The organism is Janthinobacterium sp. Bl 1 (assembly GCF_058215535.1).
On sequence record NZ_CM177086.1, the window covers coordinates 1,364,786 to 1,386,511 of the forward strand.

Consider the following 21,726-nt stretch of genomic DNA (forward strand, 5'->3'; position numbering starts at 1 on the left):
ATCCGCCGCTGCACACGTTCAATACGCTTTTTTTCTTTCTCCCTCTGAGGCTTGCTGGGCACGCTTATTGCCAAAGCTTGAGGTACATCAATCACTGGTGTGCACACTAAAAACAGAGAAGAAAGAGGAGAAGAAATGAACACATGGATCAAGCTGGGGAGCCTCGGTGTCATGACAATCGCAGCGGTAGGACAGGCCCAAGCCGTCGATATCAAGGCTGGCGACTGGACCGTGTCGGTGGGTGGCATCGTCAACGCCTATTACACGCAGGTATCGTGTTCGGGCGATGCGGTGGGCGGGCTGGCGCTGGGCGGCCAGGCGCTCGGTTGCGGCGGAGAGAAGGACCGCACCACCATCGGCAACGGCTTGCTGCCCAACGGCTTGATCACTTCGGCGAGCTCGCGGCTGGGCGAGTACGACGTGAAAGCCTTGATTGGCATCTACAACTCGACGGCCACGGACAGCGCCATCAGCCAGAACAGCGTGGTCGACGTGCGCCAGGCTTTCTTCACGTTTGGCAATGAGCAGATGGGCACGTTCAAGCTGGGCCGCGACTACGGCATCTTCGGCGCGAACGCGATTTTGTCCGATATGACCTTGCTGGGCTCGGGCGCGCCGGTGCAGGCGACGCAGCGGGGCCGCGTGACCCTCGGTCATATCGGCGCCGGCTATACCTATCTGGGCAACTATGGCCAGATCATGTACAGCTCCCCGAAGTCGGGCGGCATTGGCGTCGATGTGGCGCTGGTCAGTCCCGTCTCCGATACGCCCATCGTGGCAGGCTCAACCTATTCTTCGAAGTCGAGTCCGCAAGTGCAGGCGCAGCTGACGTATGCGCAGGAAGGCTTGAAAGCCTGGCTCGGCGTGAAGTCGCAAAAATTCACCTCGAAAACGCCGGGTGTCGATGACCTGACCATGCGCGGTGTGGAAGTGGGCGGCTCGTACCAGATGGGCCCGGCTGGCGTACTGGTCAACTTCCAGGGCGGCAAGGGGCTGGGCATCTTGTCCGATGCGGACCAGGGCGATACCAAATCGAAGAACTGGCTGCTGCAAGGCACGTATAAAACGACGGACAAGCTGAAATTGGGCCTGTCCTACGGCATCAGCAAGAACGACGACAACACGGCCGGCACGGGCGGCTTGAAGTCGAACGCCAATCTGACCCTGGGCGCGTATTACTCGCTCAACAGCGCGATCACCCTGGTGGGCGAGCTGGGCCAGACGCGTTCGAAAGGTTTTGCCGGTGGCGAAGCGAAGATGAATGGCGTGTCCCTGGGCGGCATTATTTTCTTCTAACTCAACAACGCGGCGCCTTGCGATAGGGCGCCGCACGGAGCACCATGCATGCGGATAATGCGCTTGTTCATAGCCTGCTGGCTATTCCTGTTTATCCTCGGACAGGCCTGGGCCGGTGTGCTCACCAAGGCCGAGCTGGCGCGGCGTTTTCCTGCGCCCATCGTCGTCGGTGACAAGGAGGCCGACTTGCCCGTCTGGCCCTTGTTCCGCCAAAACGCCACGGCCACCGAGCTGGTCGGCTACGTTTTTGAGTCGCTGGACCTGGCGCCCATTCCCGGCTTTTCCGGCGTGCCCGTCAATTTGCTGATCGCCATCGATCCGAAAGGCAGCTTTCTCGACGTCGCCGTGCTGTCGCAGCACGAGCCCGTGTTTCTTGACGGCTTGGGGGAAGCGCCCCTGTTTCAGTTCGTCAAACAGTACCAGGGCTTGTCGCTCAAACAGAATATCGCCATCGATGCCAGGGCGAAACGCGCGCCGGACGCCACCCATGCCGATATCGATGGCGTGTCGAAGGCCACGGCTTCCGTGCGCATCATCAACCAGAGCGTGCTGGCCTCGGCCTTGAAAGTGTCGCGCAAAAAACTCGGCTTCGCGCAAGGCCGCGACCCCGACCAGATTGCCCGCATCCGCATGGAGGTATTCGAGAAACTCAGCGTGGCGCAGATGCTCGACCAAGGCTTGATCCAGCATGTGCGCTTGAGCAACAAGGACGTGGAAACCTTGTTTGCGGGCAGTCCCGGAGCCGGACTCGAACCGGAAGCCGCGCGCGATCCGGACGGCGTGTTCATCGACCTCTACCTGGCGTATGTATCCGTTCCCACGGTGGGGCGCAATTTGTTGACGGAACGTAGCTGGAACAAATTGCGCAACCGGCTTGACGAAGGCGACCACGCCATCCTCATCATGTCGCGCGGGCGCTACAGTGTGCTGGGCGACGATTTCGTGCGCGGCACCGTCCCCGACCGGCTGTTGCTGAAGCAAGATAGCTTGCCCATCGACATGCGCGACCTGGACCTGGAGTTGAGCTTGTCCGATGCGGGGCCATTGCCGACGGAAAATATCGCCGCACTGCGCATCATCAGCCAGGCGGGGCTCGATGCGGCCAGTCCGCTGGCGTTCACGCTGCCGATCACGCGCAGCAAAGGCATCGTGTATCCGGAACGCATCGCGCGCAACGTGGATGTCAGCTACCGCCTGCCGGCCGATTTTTATACGGCGCCGCAAGGCGACGATGCCACGTGGCGCGGCACGTGGAAGAACCGCAAGGCTGAGTTGCTGCTTTTGCTGGCCGGGCTGGCGCTGCTGGCCGGCGCATTGGCGTGGCAGAAACGCCTAGTGCGCGATGGCCGCCAATTTGCGTGGTTTCGCCGTCTGTTCCTGGTGTTTACGATAGGCTTTATCGGCTATTACGCGCAGGGGCAGTTATCGATCGTCAATATCACGGGCGTCATCCAAGCGCTGCTGGCGGGGCGCAGCCTGGGCTTTTTCCTGTTCGATCCGATGACGGTGATCCTGTGGGCGTTCGTGCTGCTCAGCCTGCTTGTCTGGGGACGCGGCACGTTTTGCGGCTGGCTGTGCCCGTTTGGAGCGCTGCAGGAATTCACGGGCAAGCTGGGCCAGTGGCTGCGCTTGCCTCAGTGGAAGATCAAGCCTCGCCTCGACGGGCGTTTGAAATGGATCAAATATGGCTTGCTGGCGGCCATTCTCGGCAGCAGCCTGTTTTTCAGCCAGATCACGGACAAGCTGGTCGAGCTGGAACCGTTCAAGACAGCCATCACCCTGAACTTCGTGCGCGCGTGGCCGTTCGTCGCGTATGCCGTGGGCTTGCTGCTGCTCAGCAGTATTTCCTACAAATTCTTTTGCCGCTATCTGTGTCCATTCGGTGCGGCGCTGGCGCTGCTGGGACGGTTTCGCTTGTTCAACTGGATTCCCCGTCGCAAGGAATGCGGCACGCCGTGCCAGACTTGCCGCCACCGTTGCGAACATCACGCCATCGCGCCAAGCGGAAAAGTCGATTACGGCGAATGTTTCCAGTGCATGGATTGCGTGGTGATTTACGCCAGCGATGAAAAATGCGCACCCTTGATGCTGGAAATCAAGCGTGCCCGCACGATACCTATTGTCCGGGCCACGGCAGAGGAGAGCAGCAATGCAGCGTAGGACCTTTATTTCCGCAGCAATAGGCAGCGTGGCCGGCATGGCGGGCTTGTCTTTGCCGGGCAGCATGGCGCGCGGCACGGCCACGGCCTCCGGCGTGCGCCCTTATCAAGGCGCAGCGCTGGCGTTTGGCACGACGATCGCCGTCACCGTGTTGCACCACGATCAGCGCCAGGCTGAGCTGGCTATTGAAGACGCCTTGCACGCAGCCAGGAATATCGACCGCCTGATGAGCATTTACAATCCTGCCAGCCAAGTCTTCCAGCTGAACCGTGACGGCCGCCTGGCCCGGCCGGACGCCCATCTGCTGGCCGTGCTGGCGCAGGCGCAAACCTTGTCGCAATGGAGCGATGGTGCGTTTGATATCACTGTGCAATCCTTATGGCAGCTGTTTCACGCGGCGGCAGACCAGGCCAGCTTGCCTGCGGAAGCATTGCGGCGCGAAGCGCAGGCGCGGGTCGGCTGGCGGCAACTGGCGTGGGACAAACGTGAAGTGCGTTTCCTGCAGCCCGGCATGGCGCTGACCTTGAATGGCCTGGCGCAAGGTTACGCGGCGGACATGGCGCTGGCGGCCGTGCAGGCGCGCGGCATACGGCACGCACTGCTGGATACGGGTGAATTCGTTGCGCGCGGACAGCGTTCCGTGCGCCGCCCGTGGACCTTGGGCATCCAGGACCCGCGCGATGCAGAAATCCTCGCGGCCACCTTGAAAGTGGAAGGGCGCAGCGTGGCCACGTCGGGCGACTACGAGTGCACGTTCACGCCCGACTTCGTGCATCACCACATCTTCGATCCCTCGAGGGGCGATTCGCCGCGCGAACTGGCCAGCGTGACGGTGCTGGCGCCCACGGGCTTGCTGGCCGATGGCTTGTCGACGACCTTCATGGTGACGGGCGCGGCGCGTGCGCATGCGATGGCCGCGCGGATGGACGGGGTCGACTTGATGACCATCGACAAGCAGGGCCGGCGCCAGATGTCGCCCGGCTTTTCCCGTCTGCTCTAGCTTATTTCAGATGCGGCACCTTGCGATAGATCGTGTTGCGCGACACGCCCAGGGCCCGCGCCGTGGCCGAGACGTTGCCGCCGTGGGCATCGAGCGACTTGAGAATGACGCTTTGCTCCATCTCTTCCAGGTTGGCGCCGGCGGCGATCATCCGGTCCGTGCTGGCGCTGGCGGCAGTTGCTTGCGTCATTTCAATATCGTCGAGGAAATCGTCGGGCATGTGGCGCAAACAGATTTCGTGTTCGTCGCCTGCCATGACAATGGCCGTGCGCAACAGATTGGTCAACTGGCGGAAGTTCCCCGGCCATTTATGCTGGTGGAACAGGCGCAGGATGTCCGGCGCCACCGTGTAGCGCGTATCGGGCGCTTCCGTCGCGAGGATTTTTTTCACGACCGTATCAAGATCCGTGCGCTCGCGCAGCGGCGGCAGTTTGACCACCAGGCCATTCAGGCGGTAATACAAGTCTTCGCGGAACAGCCCCTTGGCCATGCGTTCGCGCAAGTTGTGATTCGTGGCGCAAATAAGTTCCACATTCACGGTGATCGATTTGCTGCTGCCCAGCGGGGTGACCATGCGTTCCTGCAGCACGCGCAACAGGCGCGCCTGCAAACCAAACGGCATGTCGCCGATTTCATCGAGGAACAGGGTGCCGCCATTGGCTTGCAGGATCTTGCCGATGGCGCCCTTCTTGCGCGCGCCCGTAAACGCCCCGTCTTCATAGCCGAACAGTTCGGACTCGATCAGAGTTTCCGGGATCGAGGCGCAGTTGACGGCGATAAACGGCCCCATGGCACGCGGCGAATCGTTGTGAATCGCTTGCGCCAGCAATTCCTTGCCTGTGCCCGTTTCACCCATGACGAGGATGGGGATATCGCGTCCCAATACCTTGTTGACCTTTTCGATCACCAGTTCCAGTTGCGGATCGCCCGTGCGCAGGTAGCGCAGGCCGGACAGGCGCCGCGCCGCGTTGGCCGCATGGCTGGCCGGCGCGGGAACCTGGGCCGGGGCGGCGTTGATATCGCTATGGTCGGTGCTGGCAGCAAAGCCATGCTGGAAGGCACTATTGGCTAACCGCAACTGCGCGCGCCCATACACGCGTACGCCACTGTGCATGCACAGGTTCAGCAAACCGGGTGAGGCCGTACGGTAATGGTCGTACAGGGCAGATACGGGCAAGCCGAACAGGGAGCTGAAGGTGTGCGATTGCAGCGCGGCAAATGACAGACCCAGCTGGAACAAGCCATTCTTGTTGGCCGATAAGAACCTTCCGCCCGGGGTGAACGAGGCGATGCCTTCCATCAAGGTACCGATGAATTCAGGACGCGCGTGGAAGTGCACGGTGATGGCGTCTTCAAAGGTGGCGGAAAACAGCTGATTTTCGATCATCAGTGCCGACATGCGCACGAGGGCCATCGTATGCTTGTGGAAACTGCGCTGGTCGCTGGAGACGTCCAGCACTCCGATGACGTTGCCCCGGTGGTCGGTGATCGGTGCCGCAGAGCACGTGAGGAAATGATTGGCCGCCAGGTAATGCTGGTCCGCATGGACCAAAGTCGGTACTTTTTCCGTAATGGCCGTGCCGATGGCATTCGTGCCGCGGCTTTGTTCCGACCACGCCACGCCGGGCTGCAGGGCGACGCGGTTGGCTTTCTCCAGAAAATCATCGTCGCCCAGCGAATGCACGATGACGCCGTTGGCATCCGTCAAGATCACCATATTGTGGGTGTTGACGATTTGCTGGTACAGGGTTTCCATGGCGGGCAGCGCGTGCGTGTGCAACAAGCGGTTTTGCTCGATCAGCAAGGACAGGTCGGATTTGCCCGCCGGCGTAAAGTCGGGCGTGGCCGTGGGCGACAGGCCAAAGGCGACTGAACGCTGATGGGACGTTTCAATGATGACGGGAACGTTGTCCTGTCCTGCCGGTGTGATGTTCGCGTCCGCGATGGACGAAAACGGTGCGCTACGGTAAGTAGCTGACGGTTGATACATGATCTCGTTGCCTCCGTTGGGCCCTGTACTGGGCGCTCTTTTGAATATCGAGAGTGTTCCATAATGTAGCACCTGTCACAGATGGGAGCAAAGCAAAGCGAACCGGGCTATCCCCAGTGTTGCTGCCAGGCCCAGAGTTGCTCTCATCAGTGGACAGTGCATAGGCCTGTATAAGCAAGTGCGGTGCCAGGGCCGTTTCGCAAGGCGTAAAAAATAGCGCTTGCAGCGCATGCGGGGCAGGGCTATAATTCGCCCCCTCGCTGAACGACGCATGCAAATGCTGAGTAAAGTAGAGAAAAAGAAGGAGTTGACGAAAGTAGCGAAACGCTTCATACTCTTCCTTCTTCGCAGCTGACAAACACAACGCTTTGTCGATAGCGCGAAAGTAGCACCGAATACAGTTCTTTAACAATTAACAGTCGATAAGTGTGGGCATTTGATGTAAGTGCAGCGATGATCTTCGGATTGTCGTAATACTTAAAATATCAAATGTTCACAAGAAATAATGAAATAGGATACTTCTTCGGAAGTAGCCTGTCAGTTTTTTGAGTGAGCGACCCGTCGCAAGACGGTGCCAATAAAATGGCAAAGTAACAGAGATTAAACTGAAGAGTTTGATCCTGGCTCAGATTGAACGCTGGCGGCATGCCTTACACATGCAAGTCGAACGGCAGCACGGAGCTTGCTCTGGTGGCGAGTGGCGAACGGGTGAGTAATATATCGGAACGTACCCTGGAGTGGGGGATAACGTAGCGAAAGTTACGCTAATACCGCATACGATCTAAGGATGAAAGTGGGGGATCGCAAGACCTCATGCTCGTGGAGCGGCCGATATCTGATTAGCTAGTTGGTAGGGTAAAAGCCTACCAAGGCATCGATCAGTAGCTGGTCTGAGAGGACGACCAGCCACACTGGAACTGAGACACGGTCCAGACTCCTACGGGAGGCAGCAGTGGGGAATTTTGGACAATGGGCGAAAGCCTGATCCAGCAATGCCGCGTGAGTGAAGAAGGCCTTCGGGTTGTAAAGCTCTTTTGTCAGGGAAGAAACGGTGAGAGCTAATATCTCTTGCTAATGACGGTACCTGAAGAATAAGCACCGGCTAACTACGTGCCAGCAGCCGCGGTAATACGTAGGGTGCAAGCGTTAATCGGAATTACTGGGCGTAAAGCGTGCGCAGGCGGTTTTGTAAGTCTGATGTGAAATCCCCGGGCTCAACCTGGGAATTGCATTGGAGACTGCAAGGCTAGAATCTGGCAGAGGGGGGTAGAATTCCACGTGTAGCAGTGAAATGCGTAGATATGTGGAGGAACACCGATGGCGAAGGCAGCCCCCTGGGTCAAGATTGACGCTCATGCACGAAAGCGTGGGGAGCAAACAGGATTAGATACCCTGGTAGTCCACGCCCTAAACGATGTCTACTAGTTGTCGGGTCTTAATTGACTTGGTAACGCAGCTAACGCGTGAAGTAGACCGCCTGGGGAGTACGGTCGCAAGATTAAAACTCAAAGGAATTGACGGGGACCCGCACAAGCGGTGGATGATGTGGATTAATTCGATGCAACGCGAAAAACCTTACCTACCCTTGACATGGCTGGAATCCCCGAGAGATTGGGGAGTGCTCGAAAGAGAACCAGTACACAGGTGCTGCATGGCTGTCGTCAGCTCGTGTCGTGAGATGTTGGGTTAAGTCCCGCAACGAGCGCAACCCTTGTCATTAGTTGCTACGAAAGGGCACTCTAATGAGACTGCCGGTGACAAACCGGAGGAAGGTGGGGATGACGTCAAGTCCTCATGGCCCTTATGGGTAGGGCTTCACACGTCATACAATGGTACATACAGAGCGCCGCCAACCCGCGAGGGGGAGCTAATCGCAGAAAGTGTATCGTAGTCCGGATTGTAGTCTGCAACTCGACTGCATGAAGTTGGAATCGCTAGTAATCGCGGATCAGCATGTCGCGGTGAATACGTTCCCGGGTCTTGTACACACCGCCCGTCACACCATGGGAGCGGGTTTTACCAGAAGTAGGTAGCTTAACCGCAAGGAGGGCGCTTACCACGGTAGGATTCGTGACTGGGGTGAAGTCGTAACAAGGTAGCCGTATCGGAAGGTGCGGCTGGATCACCTCCTTTCTAGAGTTTGCACGAATCAGTAATGATTCACGCATCAAATGTTCACACTTATCGGCTGTTTAATTAAGAAGAAACAGTAGTCGTAGTAGCACCGCGTTGGGGCTGTAGCTCAGCTGGTTAGAGCACCGTGTTGATAACGCGGGGGTCGTTGGTTCGAGTCCAACCAGCCCTACCAGTACAAATTCCCGGGGGATTAGCTCAGCTGGGAGAGCACCTGCTTTGCAAGCAGGGGGTCGTCGGTTCGATCCCGTCATCCTCCACCAAAGTTTTACTCGAAAGTGCAAATGTAAGCCTCAGGGTTTAGATTTGATCTTTTAGCGATCAAAGCTGTTTCGTTCTTTAACAATCTGGAAGAAGTAAAGATTATTTATTGATCGGTTTGCCGTAAAAGGTAAATCGATGGGTAATGATTGTATGTATCAACAAACAAGCAACAACGTTGTACTTTCTTATCCCTGTAGCGCTCTTTGATGGTTTAGTCCATCAGAGGCTAACGTTATAGGGACAAGCGAATAAGTGCACATGGTGGATGCCTTGGCGATTACAGGCGATGAAGGACGTAGTAGCTTGCGATAAGCTGCGGGGAGTGAGCAAACACACTTTGATCCGCAGATTTCCGAATGGGGCAACCCACCCTTTTAGGGTATTGCATACTGAATACATAGGTATGCAAGGCGAACGCGGCGAACTGAAACATCTAAGTAGCTGCAGGAAAAGAAATCAACCGAGATTCCCAAAGTAGCGGCGAGCGAAATGGGAAGAGCCTGTACGTGATAGTCGGACCGATAACAGAATCCTCTGGAAATAGGAGCCATAGTGGGTGATAGCCCCGTATGTGAAATCGGACCGGTGATACTAAGCGTACGACAAGTAGGGCGGGACACGTGACATCCTGTCTGAATATGGGGGGACCATCCTCCAAGGCTAAATACTCGTAATCGACCGATAGTGAACCAGTACCGTGAGGGAAAGGCGAAAAGAACCCCGGAAGGGGAGTGAAATAGATCCTGAAACCGTGTGCATACAAACAGTAGGAGCGGACTTGTTCCGTGACTGCGTACCTTTTGTATAATGGGTCAGCGACTTACATTCAGTGGCAAGGTTAACCGAATAGGGAAGCCGTAGAGAAATCGAGTCCGAATAGGGCGATCAGTCGCTGGGTGTAGACCCGAAACCAAGTGATCTACTCATGGCCAGGATGAAGGTGCGGTAACACGCCCTGGAGGTCCGAACCCACTAATGTTGAAAAATTAGGGGATGAGCTGTGGGTAGGGGTGAAAGGCTAAACAAACTTGGAAATAGCTGGTTCTCTCCGAAAACTATTTAGGTAGTGCCTCAAGTATCACCATCGGGGGTAGAGCACTGTTATGGCTAGGGGGTCATTGCGACTTACCAAACCATTGCAAACTCCGAATACCGATGAGTGCGAGCTTGGGAGACAGACGTCGGGTGCTAACGTCCGGCGTCAAGAGGGAAACAACCCAGACCGCCAGCTAAGGTCCCAAAGATTGGCTAAGTGGAAAACGAAGTGGGAAGGCTAAAACAGTCAGGATGTTGGCTTAGAAGCAGCCATCATTTAAAGAAAGCGTAATAGCTCACTGATCGAGTCGTCCTGCGCGGAAGATGTAACGGGGCTAAGCCAGTCACCGAAGCTGCGGATATTGTTCTGTGATTTATCACAGATATATATGGTAGGAGAGCGTTCTGTAAGCCTGCGAAGGTGTCTTGTAAAGGATGCTGGAGGTATCAGAAGTGCGAATGCTGACATGAGTAGCGATAATGGGGGTGAAAAGCCTCCACGCCGTAAGCCCAAGGTTTCCTGTTCAACGTTCATCGGAGCAGGGTGAGTCGGCCCCTAAGGCGAGGCAGAGATGCGTAGCTGATGGGAAGCAGGTTAATATTCCTGCACCGTCGTATGATGCGATGGGGGGACGGATCGCGGAAGGTTGTCTGACTGTTGGAATAGTCAGTTTCTGTCTCATAGAAGGCGCTTAGGCAAATCCGGGCGCGCAATTCAAGGGGATGGGACGAGTGCACTTGTGCATGAAGCAATCGGAAGTGGTTCCAAGAAAAGCCTCTAAGCTTCAGTCATACGAGACCGTACCGCAAACCGACACAGGTGGGCGAGATGAGTATTCTAAGGCGCTTGAGAGAACTCGGGAGAAGGAACTCGGCAAATTGGTACCGTAACTTCGGGAAAAGGTACGCCCCGGTAGCTTGATTGGTTTACTCCATGAGGGTGAAAGGGTTGCAATAAACTGGTGGCTGCGACTGTTTAATAAAAACACAGCACTCTGCAAACACGAAAGTGGACGTATAGGGTGTGACGCCTGCCCGGTGCTGGAAGATTAAATGATGGGGTGCAAGCTCTTGATTGAAGTCCCAGTAAACGGCGGCCGTAACTATAACGGTCCTAAGGTAGCGAAATTCCTTGTCGGGTAAGTTCCGACCTGCACGAATGGCGTAACGATGGCCACACTGTCTCCTCCCGAGACTCAGCGAAGTTGAAATGTTTGTGATGATGCAATCTACCCGCGGCTAGACGGAAAGACCCCATGAACCTTTACTGTAGCTTTGCATTGGACTTTGAACCAATCTGTGTAGGATAGGTGGGAGGCTTTGAAGCGGGGACGCTAGTTCTCGTGGAGCCAACCTTGAAATACCACCCTGGTTTGTTTGAGGTTCTAACCTTGGTCCGTTATCCGGATCGGGGACAGTGCATGGTAGGCAGTTTGACTGGGGCGGTCTCCTCCTAAAGTGTAACGGAGGAGTTCGAAGGTACGCTAGATACGGTCGGACATCGTGTTGATAGTGCAATGGCATAAGCGTGCTTAACTGCGAGACTGACAAGTCGAGCAGGTACGAAAGTAGGACATAGTGATCCGGTGGTTCTGTATGGAAGGGCCATCGCTCAACGGATAAAAGGTACTCTGGGGATAACAGGCTGATTCCTCCCAAGAGTTCATATCGACGGGGGAGTTTGGCACCTCGATGTCGGCTCATCACATCCTGGGGCTGTAGCCGGTCCCAAGGGTATGGCTGTTCGCCATTTAAAGTGGTACGTGAGCTGGGTTTAAAACGTCGTGAGACAGTTTGGTCCCTATCTGCCGTGGGCGTTGGAAATTTGAAGGGGGCTGCTCCTAGTACGAGAGGACCGGAGTGGACGAACCTCTGGTGTACCGGTTGTCACGCCAGTGGCATTGCCGGGTAGCTAAGTTCGGAAGAGATAACCGCTGAAAGCATCTAAGCGGGAAACTTGCCTTGAGATGAGATTTCCCAGAGCCTTGAGCTCTTTGAAGGGTCGTTCGAGACCAGGACGTTGATAGGCTGGGTGTGGAAGTGCAGTAATGCATTAAGCTAACCAGTACTAATTGCCCGTACGGCTTGTCCCTATAACCTTAGCAGGTACAGAGGATAAGACGGTACAACGTTGTGCGTTTGTTGATACTACCAGTCATTACCCCAATCTTTGCTTCTTCCAGATTCAGGCTTTGTCGTCCTACAGGAGACAAATGCCAGTACAAGTTATGCCTGATGACCATAGCAAGTTGGTCCCACCCCTTCCCATCCCGAACAGGACCGTGAAACAACTTTGCGCCGATGATAGTGCTGCAACCAGTGTGAAAGTAGGTTATCGTCAGGCTTGTTATTCGCAGTAGAGAAAAACCCGATCAGCAATGGTCGGGTTTTTTTTCGTCTGGTGGTTTGATACGKGAAAAATATTGTCCGCTTACGCGCTGGGGGATAAGCAGATCTACGCCCATGTAAAGTCCGGTAGGTCGGATTAGCGTAGCGTAATCCGACAACATGGTTGGCCTCGTGGCATCAGCTACCGCGGTAAGTGGAATATGACCACGGCGACACCACCAGCGGCACATGGTAGTTTTCATCTGTATGCGCGATGCCGAAGGACAGGGTGACCAGGTCGATAAAGCGGGGCGATGGCAGTTCCACGCCCTGGGCTGCGAAATAGTCGCCTGCGTTGAACACCAGTTCATATTGCCCCGCTTTCATGCTGTCGCCTTCCAGCAAGGGTGAACTGCAGCGGCCGTCGCTGTTCGTCATATCCATCTTCAATAACACTTTGCCTTCCGGCGCGACTGAAAACAGGGCGACCTTGACGCCGGCCCCAGGCCTGCCGTGGGCGATATCGAGTACATGCGTGCTGAGTTTTCCCATTTGCTATCCTATATATAGGGTGAGTGAATGTGCTTATCGTGCAAATCATATACCGGTGACTGCGCCGGGCTATATGATTGGGCATATAGCCAACATTGTCCTCCTATAGGCGTGCCTCCGCATGAACAATTACGAACATTATCCACGCGACTTGATCGGCTATGGCCCCACGCCACCGCATCCGCAATGGCCGGGCAAGGCCCGCATCGCCCTGCAATTCGTCCTTAATTACGAGGAAGGGGCGGAAAACAGCGTGCTGCATGGCGATGCCGCTTCGGAAACGTTTTTATCGGAGATGATCGGTGCGGCCGCCTTTCCCGCGCGCCACCTGAGCATGGAGTCGATTTATGAATATGGTTCGCGCGCCGGGCTGTGGCGCTTGCTGCGCATGTTCGAGGAGCGGCGCCTGCCGCTGACGGTGTTTGGCGTTTCGATGGCCTTGAAACGCAATCCGGAAGCGGTGGCAGCCTTCCAGCAACTGGGGCATGAAATCGCCTGCCATGGCTTGCGCTGGATTTCCTATCAAAACATGGATGAAGCAACGGAGCGCGAACACATGCGCGAGGCCGTGCAGATTATCCGCGAATTGACGGGGGCCGCTCCGCAAGGCTGGTACACGGGGCGTGATTCTCCGAATACGCGCAAACTGGTGGTCGAACATGGCGGTTTCCGCTATGACGCCGACTATTATGGCGACGACCTGCCATTCTGGGAAAAGGTGGCGTACACGGATGCCGCCGGCATGCCGGCCGTGCAGCCGCAACTGATCGTGCCCTATACCCTGGACACGAACGACATGCGCTTTGCCGCCATGCAGGGCTTTAATTCGGGCACGCAGTTTTTCGACTATCTGAAAGATGCCTTTGATGTGCTGTACGCGGAAGGTGATCCGAACGGCTTGAATCAGCCGAAGATGTTGTCGGTAGGCTTGCATTGCCGTCTGGTGGGGCGGCCTGGCCGCGCGGCCGCACTGGCGCGCTTCCTCGACTATGTACAGGGTCATGAGCAGGTGTGGATCACGCGCCGCATCGATATTGCCGAACACTGGCATGCGACGCATCCGTTCCAGGAGTGAGTTCTATTGAGATGGGATGATAAGTAAAATCAGTCTTTGCGTATAGTTGTCCCATATGCCGGTGTTAATCTCCTATACTGGGACTATACCGAGGCCAGCATGTCAGAACCGATCCGCTTTTACTATCGTGGTGCCGTACAGGAAGTACGCAACGCCGCCCCTACGCAGACTGTGTTGCAGCACCTGCGCGAGGATTTGCATTGCACGGGCACCAAGGAAGGCTGCGCCGAAGGCGATTGCGGCGCCTGCACGGTGGTCATCGGCAGCCTGGTCGATGGCCAGGTCGAGATGAAAGCCGTCAATGCCTGCATCCAGCTCACGCCCACTCTCGATGGCAAGGCCCTGTTTTCCGTGGAAGACTTGCAGCAGCCCGACGGTGGCCTGCACCCGGTGCAGCAAGCGATGGTTGAATGCCACGGTTCCCAGTGCGGGTTTTGCACGCCCGGTTTTGTCATGTCCTTATGGGGAATGTATCTGGAGAAAAACGGCGAGACGCCCACGCGCTGTGAAATCGACGACACCCTGTCGGGCAATCTATGCCGCTGCACGGGCTACCGGCCCATCATCGATGCAGCCAGACGCATGGGTGAATTGCCACATGTGGCATTCGATCGCGATGCGTTGCGCGTGCAATTGCAGGCGCTGCAGCGCGGCAGCCTGACTACCTATGAACACGGCGGCCAGCACTTCCACGCGCCGCGCACCCTTGAGGAACTGGTGGCGCTGCGTGCGGCAAAGCCGCAGGCCTGCCTGCTGGCCGGCTCCACCGATATTGGCCTGTGGGTGACCAAGCAATTGCGCGACCTGGGCGACATCATTTATCTCGGCAACGTCGCGGCGCTGAAAACCATCGCCGAGGATGACGGCAAGCTGCACATCGGCGCTGGCGCCAGCCTCAACGATGCCTATGCGGCGCTGTGCGAACATTATCCGGAAGAATTGTCGGAACTGTGGCAGCGCTTTGCTTCCTTGCCGATCCGCAACGCCGGTACCTTGGGCGGCAATGTCGCCAATGGTTCGCCCATCGGCGACTCGATGCCGTGGCTGATTGCGCTGGGCAGCGATATCGTGTTGCATGGACCTGCCGGCCAGCGCAGCATGCCGCTGGAAGATTTCTATCTTGGCTATCAAAAGAAAGATCTGCAGCCAGGCGAATTCGTCGAAGCCGTGCGCGTGCCCTTGCCCCGTGCCGACGTGCATTTCCGCACGTATAAACTGGCGAAACGCTTCGACCAGGATATCTCGGCCGTGTGCGCCGCGTTTGCCTTTGAGCTCGATGGCGAGCGCATTGTTGACGCGCGTATTGCCTTTGGCGGCATGGCGGCCACGCCGCAGCGCGCCGCGCAAACGGAGGCATTCTTGCGTGGACAGGCTTGGACGGAAGAGAACTTGCTCATCGCCATGCGCCTGCTGGCCGACGATTACGCGCCGCTGTCGGACATGCGCGCGTCGAACACTTACCGCATGACGACGGCGCAAAACCTGTTGCGCCGCTTCTGGCTGGAAACACGCCCCGGTGCGCCTTTGCTGCGCATTGCCGTCAACGCCTACGCTTGCCGCGCTTGAAAGGACCAGTATGAACCATCCTGCCACGCCCGAACTGCAAGCGGCCGCCTGGGCCGCCGTGGGCAAGCCCAGCCCACATGAATCGGCGCAATTGCATGTGCTGGGGCAAGCCACGTACACGGACGATATCGCCGAGCTGCAAGGCACCTTGCACGCGGCGCTGGGCCTGTCGCAAAAGCCCCATGCACGCATCACGGCCATGGATTTGTCGGCCGTGCGTGCTGCTGCCGGTGTTGTCGCCGTCTACACGGCACACGACATTCCCGGCACCAATGACTGCGGTCCCATCATCCATGACGATCCTATCCTGGCTGCGGAGCTGGTGCAATACGTGGGCCAGCCCATCTTCATCGTGGTGGCCGATACGCATGACCATGCGCGCCGCGCGGCCCGCCTGGCGCAAGTGTCGTATGAGGAATTGCCCGCGATCATGACGCCGCAAGCGGCCAAGGCCGCGCAATCGTATGTGCTGCCACCGATGCAGCTGACGCGCGGTAACTACCAGGCCGCGTTCGAGGGCGCGCCGCACGTGGTCAAGGGCCAGCTGTATGTGGGCGGCCAGGAACAGTTTTATCTGGAAGGGCAGATTTCCTACGCCATCCCGAAGGAAGCGCAAGGCATGCTGGTGCTGTGTTCGACCCAGCATCCGAGCGAGATGCAGCACGTGGTCGCGCATGCGCTGGGCGTGCATTCGCACAACATCACCGTCGAATGCCGGCGCATGGGCGGCGGTTTTGGCGGCAAGGAGTCGCAGTCGGCCCTGTGGGCGGCGGCAGCATCGATTGCTGCGGCGAAATTGAAGCGTCCTGTCAAATTGCGCGCCGACCGCGACGACGACATGCTGGTGACGGGCAAGCGCCACTGTTTTTATTATGAATACGAAGTGGGCTACGACGATGAGGGTAAGATCCTTGCCGCCAAGGTCGACATGACCACGCGCGCCGGATACTCGGCCGACTTGTCCGGCCCCGTCGCCACGCGCGCCGTCTGCCACTTCGACAACACATATTACCTGTCCGACGTGGACATCCGCGCCGCCTGCGGCAAGACGAATACGCAGTCGAACACGGCTTTCCGGGGCTTTGGCGGACCGCAGGGCGCCATTGCCATCGAGTACGTCATCGATGAAATTGCCCGCCATTTGCAACGCGATGCGCTCGATATCCGCCTGCTCAATTTCTATGGCCGCAACGATGTCGAGGGACGCAATGTCACGCCGTATGGGCAGAAAATCGTCGACAACGTCATTCATGAACTCGTCGCGGAACTGGAAGCGAGCAGCGATTACCGCGCGCGCCGCCTGGCTATTGATGCGTTCAACGAGGCCAGCCCGATCCTGAAGAAGGGGCTGGCATTCACGCCCCTGAAATTCGGTATCGCCTTCAACGTCACGCATCTGAACCAGGCCGGTGCGCTCGTGCACGTATATGTCGATGGCTCCGTGCTGGTCAACCATGGCGGTACGGAAATGGGGCAGGGCATCAATACCAAGGTCATGCAAGTGGTGGCGCACGAGCTGGGCCTGGACCTGGACAAGGTACGGGCCACTGCCACCGATACCAGCAAGGTGGCGAACACGTCGGCCACGGCGGCCTCCACCGGTGCCGACCTGAACGGCAAGGCGGCGCAGGATGCGGCGCGCCAGATCCGTGAACGCCTGGCCGAGTACGCGGTCAAACTTTATGGTGGCGAGGCGGGTGCTGTTCGTTTCTTCGACAACCATATCCACGTGAATGGTCACGTCGTTGCGTTTGCCGAGCTGGTGCAGAAGGCTTACCTGGCCCGCGTGCAACTGTGGTCGGACGGTTTTTATGCCACGCCCGGTCTGTCATGGGATGCGAAGACGATGACGGGTCATCCGTTTTCGTATTACGCGTATGGCGCGGCCGTGGCCGAAGTGGTGGTCGATACCCTGACCGGCGAATGGAAGCTGCTGCGCGCGGACGCCTTGTACGATGCGGGGCAGTCGCTCAACCCCGCGATTGATCTGGGTCAGGTGGAGGGCGCGTTTATCCAAGGTATGGGCTGGCTGACGACGGAGCAGCTGTGGTGGAATGCGGCGGGCAAGCTGATGACGCACGCGCCGTCGACGTACAAGATCCCCGGCATTTCCGATTGCCCCGAAGATTTTCGCGTTCAGCTATTCCTGAACCGCAACGTGGAAGACAGCATTCACCGTTCCAAAGCCGTGGGTGAGCCACCATTGTTGCTGCCGTTTTCCGTGTTCTTTGCCATCCGCGACGCCATTTCCAGCGTCGGCCATCACGCCGTGCAACCACCGCTGAATGCGCCCGCCACCAGCGAGGAAATCCTCAAGGCGGTGATGGCCGTGCAAGCGGCGCATGCCGGCGCATAGGGGCAGACGATGAGCGACTGGCTGACAGCAATCGAGAATGACGCGCAGGCATCCGTGCTGGTGACGGTTGCCCTGGTGGAAGGTTCCGGTCCGCGCGAGACGGGCGCGAAGATGCGCGTGACGCTCGATGGACAAATTGGCACCATAGGCGGCGGCCATCTGGAATTGCGCGCCGTGGAAATCGCCAAGACCATGCTGGCCACGGGGGACACCCATGCGCGGCTCGAGCGTTTCGCGCTGGGCCCCAGTCTCGGGCAATGCTGCGGTGGCGTCGTCCACCTGGCTTTCGAGTATGTCGATGCCAGCCTGAACGCGTTGCTGGTCGCCTTGCGCGAGCGCCGCCAGCAAGACAGCTGGCGTTTGACGGCGCTCGACGGTGAACCTGCCTCGGCCCTGTTTGACGCCGCCGGTCGCTTGATTGCAGGCACTGGCGCACAGGCGCCCGATACGTTCGCGCGCGAACGCGGTACCCATGTTGCGCAGGGCAGCGAAGGGCGGCGCTGGCTGGTCGATCCCTGTCTGGCGCCGCGCGCCCACCTGACCTTGTTTGGCGCCGGCCACGTGGGCGCCGCCATCGTGCGCGCGCTGGCCCACTTGCCCTGCAATATTACCTGGGTCGATGAGCGCGAAGACATGTTTCCTGCGGCCTTGCCAGACAATGTCCGCATCGCCGCCACCGATACGCCCGAGGAATTTGTCGCCATGGCGCCGCCGGGCGGCAGTTTTCTCGTCATGACGCATAGCCATGCGCTCGATCAACGCTTGACGCAAGCCATCATGGAGCGCGAGGATGCGGGCTGGTTCGGGCTGATCGGTTCGCACACGAAACGCAAGCAATTCGAGCACCGCCTGCGGGCGCGCGGCGTGCCGGACGAGCGCATCGCCGCCATGGTGTGTCCGATCGGCATGCCTGGCATCCGCAACAAGGCGCCGGCCGTGATCGCCGCTTCCGTTGCCTGTCAATTACTGATGGTGTGGGAAGCGGCGGCCGCGGCCGCCCTGGTCGCACCGCTGCGGCTGGCCTCTGCCAGCGCGCCACCGCGCCGCCGAACACGCGCCGCCATTCACCCGTTATAGAAAGAAGTCATGCCGATTGTTCCTGCCACATTGCAAGCTTATCGTGCCAGCTTGCTGCACTTCCACGCCGATCCCGCCTTTAGCGAGGAAGCGCACGCCTGGCATGCGGACGGCTTGCTGCTCGTGGCCGATGGCAAGGTCGTGGCAGCCGGCGATCACGCGCAGTTGCAGCCGACTTTGCCGCCGGGCACGCAGATCGTCGATTACCGCGGCAAGCTGATCGTGCCCGGTTTCATCGACACCCATCTGCACTTCCCTCAGACGGAAATGATCGCTTCGCCCGCACCGGGTTTGCTGCCGTGGCTGGAAACGTACACCTTCCCCACGGAGCGCGCGTTTGAAGATCCCGAGCATGCGCGCGACGTGGCCGAGTTTTTCCTCGACGAACTGCTGCGCTGCGGCACCACGACGGCCATGGTGTATGGCAGCGTGCATCCACAATCGGTCGATGCTTTCTTTGGTGCCAGCGAGGCGCGCGGCTTGCGCATGGTGGCGGGCAAGGTCATGATGGATCGCAACTGTCCCGAGTTCCTGCGCGATACGGCCGAGTCGGGCGCGCGCGAAAGCGAAGAGTTGATCCGGCGCTGGCACAAGCACGGCCGTTCGCTGTACGCGCTCACGCCCCGTTTCGTGCCGACGTCGACCAATGAACAGATGCATCTGGCGGGCGAGCTGGCTCGCGCCTACCCGGATACGTATTTGCAGACGCACGTGTCGGAAAACGAAGATGAATGCCGCTGGGTGCGCGCACTGCACCCGCAGGCGCGCAGCTACCTCGACGTGTATGACCAGTACGGCATGCTGCGCCCGCGCGCCATGTTCGGCCATTGCATCTGGCTCGACGAGCGCGACCGCGCGCGCATGGCGGAAACGTCCTCGGCCGCCGCCATTTGTCCTACGTCCAACCTGTTCCTCGGCAGCGGCCTGTTCGATTTCGAGCGGGCCGATGCGGCGAAAGTGCTGCTGTCGCTGGCCACCGATGTGGGCGGCGGCACCTCGTTCTCGATGTTGCAAACAATGAACGAAGCCTATAAAGTAGCACGCTTGAAAGGCAGCTATCTGCCCGCCTTGCGCATGTTTTACCTGGCGACCCTGGGCGCGGCGCGCGCCATGCAACTGGAAGGCACCCTGGGCAATTTCACGGCTGGCACGGAAGCGGACTTCATCGTGCTCGACAAGCAATCGACGCCGCTGCTCGAGCGCCGCACGGCTGGCTGTCAAAGCCTGGAGGAATTGCTGTTTGCCTTTGCGCTGCTGGGCGACGACCGCGCCGTGGCCGCCACCTATTCAGGCGGGCAATGCGTGCATGTGCGGGGGCAAGGCTGACCTACCCGTTGTTCAACACGAATTATCCTGAGCGAGAACGCGAATGCACAAGAAACTCACTGGCCTGGCGCTTGGCGCCGCGCTGGCATGGACCGGAACGGCGCAGGCCGCCCCGTCTTCCAACGAGGCGGCCACCGCGCGCCATTTTGCCGCTCTGGTTGCCGGTGCGCAGCCGAAGACAGCCGAGTTGAGCCTGTTCTTTTCCATGATGCCCAAGGGCGGTGATTTGCATCACCATTACTCGGGCGCCATCTACGCCGAGCAATTCCTCGACTGGGTCGACAAGGAAAACTATTGCGTCAACAAGACGACCTACCGCATCGAAAGCAACAAGGATGTCGTGGCGGCCGAGCGCGCCAAGCCGGCCGCGCAGCGTGGCTGCCTGTCGTCCACGGAAGTATTTGCCGACGCGGGCTTGTATGCGGAATTGCTGCAGCGCTGGTCGACCAAGGATTTCTATAACCACGGCGCCATCCAGACGCCGCCGGACCGCACCTTTTTTGACACCTTCGGCTACTTCGGCCCCGTCGCGTCGAGCAACACGGCCGACGGCCTGAAAACCCTGAAGCAGCGCGCCATCGCGGAAAACCTCAGCTACATCGAGACGATTTTCGAGCTGTCGCCATTCGTGCAAAACGCGCAGTTCGACCAGCAGGTGCTGGCGCCGGGCTTGCCGCCGGCAGCGTTGCAAGCCGTGCTGGCCAACTGGACGCAGAATCTGGAGCAGGATACTGGCTTCCAGAAAAGCATTACCGCCTACAACGACAACGTCAACGCCAGCAGCGCCGGCATCGATGACGCGAATTTCACCATGCGTTACCAGGCGTATGTGCTGCGTTTCCTGTCGCCATCGCAAGTGTTCTCGTCCATGGTGGCCGCGTTCAAGGCAGCGAGCTTGAATCCGCTGCTGGTGGGCGTGAACATCGTGGGCCAGGAAAGCGTGAACGTATCCATGCGCGATTACAGCCTGCACATGGAAATGTTCAAGTTCCTCAAGGCCAAATATCCGAACGTCAAAATCGCCCTGCACGCAGGCGAACTGGCGCTGGGCATGGTGCCGCCGGAAGGCATGTCCTTCCATATCGCCGAAGCCGTCGATGTGGCGGGTGCCGACCGTATCGGCCACGGCATGGATATCGCGTACGAAAACAATGCGCTGGCGACTATGCAAAAGATGCGCGAGCGGGGTATCCCCGTGGAAGTAAACCTGACCAGCAACGATTACATCCTTGGTATCAAGGGCCAGGCCCATCCGATTACGCTGTACCGAAAATATGGCGTGCCCTTCGTCATTTCCACCGATGACGCGGGCGTTTCGCGCAATACCTTGTCGAATGAATACGTGCTGTTTGCCAGCCAGTACAAGACCGATTATGCGGAAATCAAAAAGCTGTCGTACAACAGCCTGCGCTATTCCTTCCTGGCGGAAGCGGACAAGCAGCGTTTGCTGAAAGCGCTCGATGCCCGTTTCACCCGTTTTGAAGCGCAAATTGCCGCGGCCGACAAGGCAGGCAAGGGCGGAAAACCGTAAGTTGCGCGACGTTCATAACTGATACTCTTAAATGGCC

Annotated in this window: 11 protein-coding genes, 2 tRNA genes and 3 rRNA genes; 14 read left to right on the forward strand and 2 right to left on the reverse strand. The window is 58.4% G+C overall.

What is annotated here, in order from left to right:
* The first annotated feature begins 135 nt into the window (after positions 1–135).
* Genes AC4BCN_RS06260 through AC4BCN_RS06270 form a run of 3 tightly spaced genes read left to right on the forward strand, consistent with a single transcriptional unit; the run spans position 136 to position 4,456 of the window.
* On the forward strand, positions 136–1,296 hold the full coding sequence (locus tag AC4BCN_RS06260) for a porin (RefSeq protein ID WP_456148564.1): 1,161 nt from the start codon (positions 136–138) through the stop codon (positions 1,294–1,296).
* A 57-nt stretch (positions 1,297–1,353) separates the two neighbouring features.
* Positions 1,354–3,456: a 4Fe-4S binding protein gene (locus tag AC4BCN_RS06265; protein ID WP_490492818.1), complete on the forward strand. Its 2,103-nt coding sequence runs from the start codon at positions 1,354–1,356 to the stop codon at positions 3,454–3,456.
* Positions 3,446–4,456, forward strand: a complete 1,011-nt coding sequence (locus tag AC4BCN_RS06270) for an FAD:protein FMN transferase (protein WP_490492819.1) — start codon at positions 3,446–3,448, stop codon at positions 4,454–4,456. Before AC4BCN_RS06265 ends, AC4BCN_RS06270 begins: the two co-directional genes overlap by 11 nt.
* A 1-nt stretch (position 4,457) precedes the next feature.
* On the opposite strand, the gene AC4BCN_RS06275 is transcribed toward AC4BCN_RS06270, so the two are convergent.
* A complete protein-coding gene (locus AC4BCN_RS06275) occupies positions 4,458–6,446 on the reverse strand; it encodes a sigma-54-dependent Fis family transcriptional regulator (protein ID WP_436484107.1) in 1,989 nt (662 codons plus the stop codon).
* Between the two features lie 602 nt (positions 6,447–7,048).
* On the opposite strand from AC4BCN_RS06275, the gene AC4BCN_RS06280 reads away from it, so the two are divergent.
* The 5 genes from AC4BCN_RS06280 to rrf all read left to right on the forward strand — a co-directional run bounded on the left by AC4BCN_RS06280 (position 7,049) and on the right by rrf (position 12,222).
* A 16S ribosomal RNA gene (locus tag AC4BCN_RS06280) occupies positions 7,049–8,579 on the forward strand.
* Between the two features lie 98 nt (positions 8,580–8,677).
* Positions 8,678–8,754, forward strand: a tRNA-Ile gene (locus AC4BCN_RS06285).
* Positions 8,755–8,766: 12 nt separating this feature from the next.
* A tRNA-Ala gene (locus AC4BCN_RS06290) sits at positions 8,767–8,842 on the forward strand.
* Between the two features lie 239 nt (positions 8,843–9,081).
* Positions 9,082–11,971: ribosomal RNA gene (locus tag AC4BCN_RS06295) — 23S ribosomal RNA — on the forward strand.
* A gap of 138 nt (positions 11,972–12,109) precedes the next feature.
* Positions 12,110–12,222, forward strand: a 5S ribosomal RNA gene (gene rrf / locus AC4BCN_RS06300).
* Together the 16S, 23S and 5S rRNA genes with 2 tRNA genes alongside form the textbook arrangement of a ribosomal RNA operon.
* Before the next feature lie 182 nt (positions 12,223–12,404).
* On the opposite strand, the gene uraH is transcribed toward rrf, so the two are convergent.
* A complete protein-coding gene (gene uraH / locus AC4BCN_RS06305; RefSeq protein WP_034785620.1) occupies positions 12,405–12,758 on the reverse strand; it encodes a hydroxyisourate hydrolase in 354 nt (117 codons plus the stop codon).
* Between the two features lie 121 nt (positions 12,759–12,879).
* Between uraH and puuE the strand changes: the two genes are divergently transcribed.
* The 6 genes from puuE (at position 12,880) to AC4BCN_RS06335 (ending at position 21,689) form a co-directional block, all read left to right on the forward strand.
* The gene (gene puuE / locus AC4BCN_RS06310) at positions 12,880–13,833 is read left to right on the forward strand and encodes an allantoinase PuuE (protein ID WP_490492820.1); all 954 of its coding nucleotides are present in this window, start codon (positions 12,880–12,882) and stop codon (positions 13,831–13,833) included.
* Positions 13,834–13,932: 99 nt separating this feature from the next.
* Complete coding sequence (gene xdhA / locus AC4BCN_RS06315) at positions 13,933–15,399, forward strand: xanthine dehydrogenase small subunit (RefSeq protein WP_490492821.1); 1,467 nt, start codon at positions 13,933–13,935, stop codon at positions 15,397–15,399.
* A 10-nt stretch (positions 15,400–15,409) separates the two neighbouring features.
* Positions 15,410–17,755, forward strand: coding sequence for a xanthine dehydrogenase molybdopterin binding subunit (xdhB, locus tag AC4BCN_RS06320; RefSeq protein WP_490492822.1), 2,346 nt, complete (start codon positions 15,410–15,412; stop codon positions 17,753–17,755).
* Positions 17,756–17,764: 9 nt separating this feature from the next.
* Positions 17,765–18,832 carry a xanthine dehydrogenase accessory protein XdhC gene (xdhC, locus tag AC4BCN_RS06325; protein WP_485882630.1) on the forward strand — a complete coding sequence of 356 codons (1,068 nt, stop codon included), beginning with the start codon at positions 17,765–17,767 and terminating at the stop codon, positions 18,830–18,832.
* Between the two features lie 9 nt (positions 18,833–18,841).
* Positions 18,842–20,158: a guanine deaminase gene (guaD, locus tag AC4BCN_RS06330; protein ID WP_485882628.1), complete on the forward strand. Its 1,317-nt coding sequence runs from the start codon at positions 18,842–18,844 to the stop codon at positions 20,156–20,158.
* A gap of 43 nt (positions 20,159–20,201) precedes the next feature.
* On the forward strand, positions 20,202–21,689 hold the full coding sequence (locus tag AC4BCN_RS06335) for an adenosine deaminase family protein (protein WP_490492823.1): 1,488 nt from the start codon (positions 20,202–20,204) through the stop codon (positions 21,687–21,689).
* Positions 21,690–21,726 lie beyond the last annotated feature (37 nt).

What these genes read in the sequence shown, in the direction of transcription:
- AC4BCN_RS06260 (WP_456148564.1), top strand. Translation starts at nt 136, where the DNA reads ATGAACACATGGATCAAGCTGGGGAGCCTCGGTGTCATGACAATCGCA.
- AC4BCN_RS06265 (WP_490492818.1), top strand. Translation starts at nt 1,354, where the DNA reads ATGCGCTTGTTCATAGCCTGCTGGCTATTCCTGTTTATCCTCGGACAG.
- AC4BCN_RS06270 (WP_490492819.1), top strand. Translation starts at nt 3,446, where the DNA reads ATGCAGCGTAGGACCTTTATTTCCGCAGCAATAGGCAGCGTGGCCGGC.
- AC4BCN_RS06275 (WP_436484107.1), bottom strand. Translation starts at nt 6,446, where the DNA reads ATGTATCAACCGTCAGCTACTTACCGTAGCGCACCGTTTTCGTCCATC.
- uraH (WP_034785620.1), bottom strand. Translation starts at nt 12,758, where the DNA reads ATGGGAAAACTCAGCACGCATGTACTCGATATCGCCCACGGCAGGCCT.
- puuE (WP_490492820.1), top strand. Translation starts at nt 12,880, where the DNA reads ATGAACAATTACGAACATTATCCACGCGACTTGATCGGCTATGGCCCC.
- xdhA (WP_490492821.1), top strand. Translation starts at nt 13,933, where the DNA reads ATGTCAGAACCGATCCGCTTTTACTATCGTGGTGCCGTACAGGAAGTA.
- xdhB (WP_490492822.1), top strand. Translation starts at nt 15,410, where the DNA reads ATGAACCATCCTGCCACGCCCGAACTGCAAGCGGCCGCCTGGGCCGCC.
- xdhC (WP_485882630.1), top strand. Translation starts at nt 17,765, where the DNA reads ATGAGCGACTGGCTGACAGCAATCGAGAATGACGCGCAGGCATCCGTG.
- guaD (WP_485882628.1), top strand. Translation starts at nt 18,842, where the DNA reads ATGCCGATTGTTCCTGCCACATTGCAAGCTTATCGTGCCAGCTTGCTG.
- AC4BCN_RS06335 (WP_490492823.1), top strand. Translation starts at nt 20,202, where the DNA reads ATGCACAAGAAACTCACTGGCCTGGCGCTTGGCGCCGCGCTGGCATGG.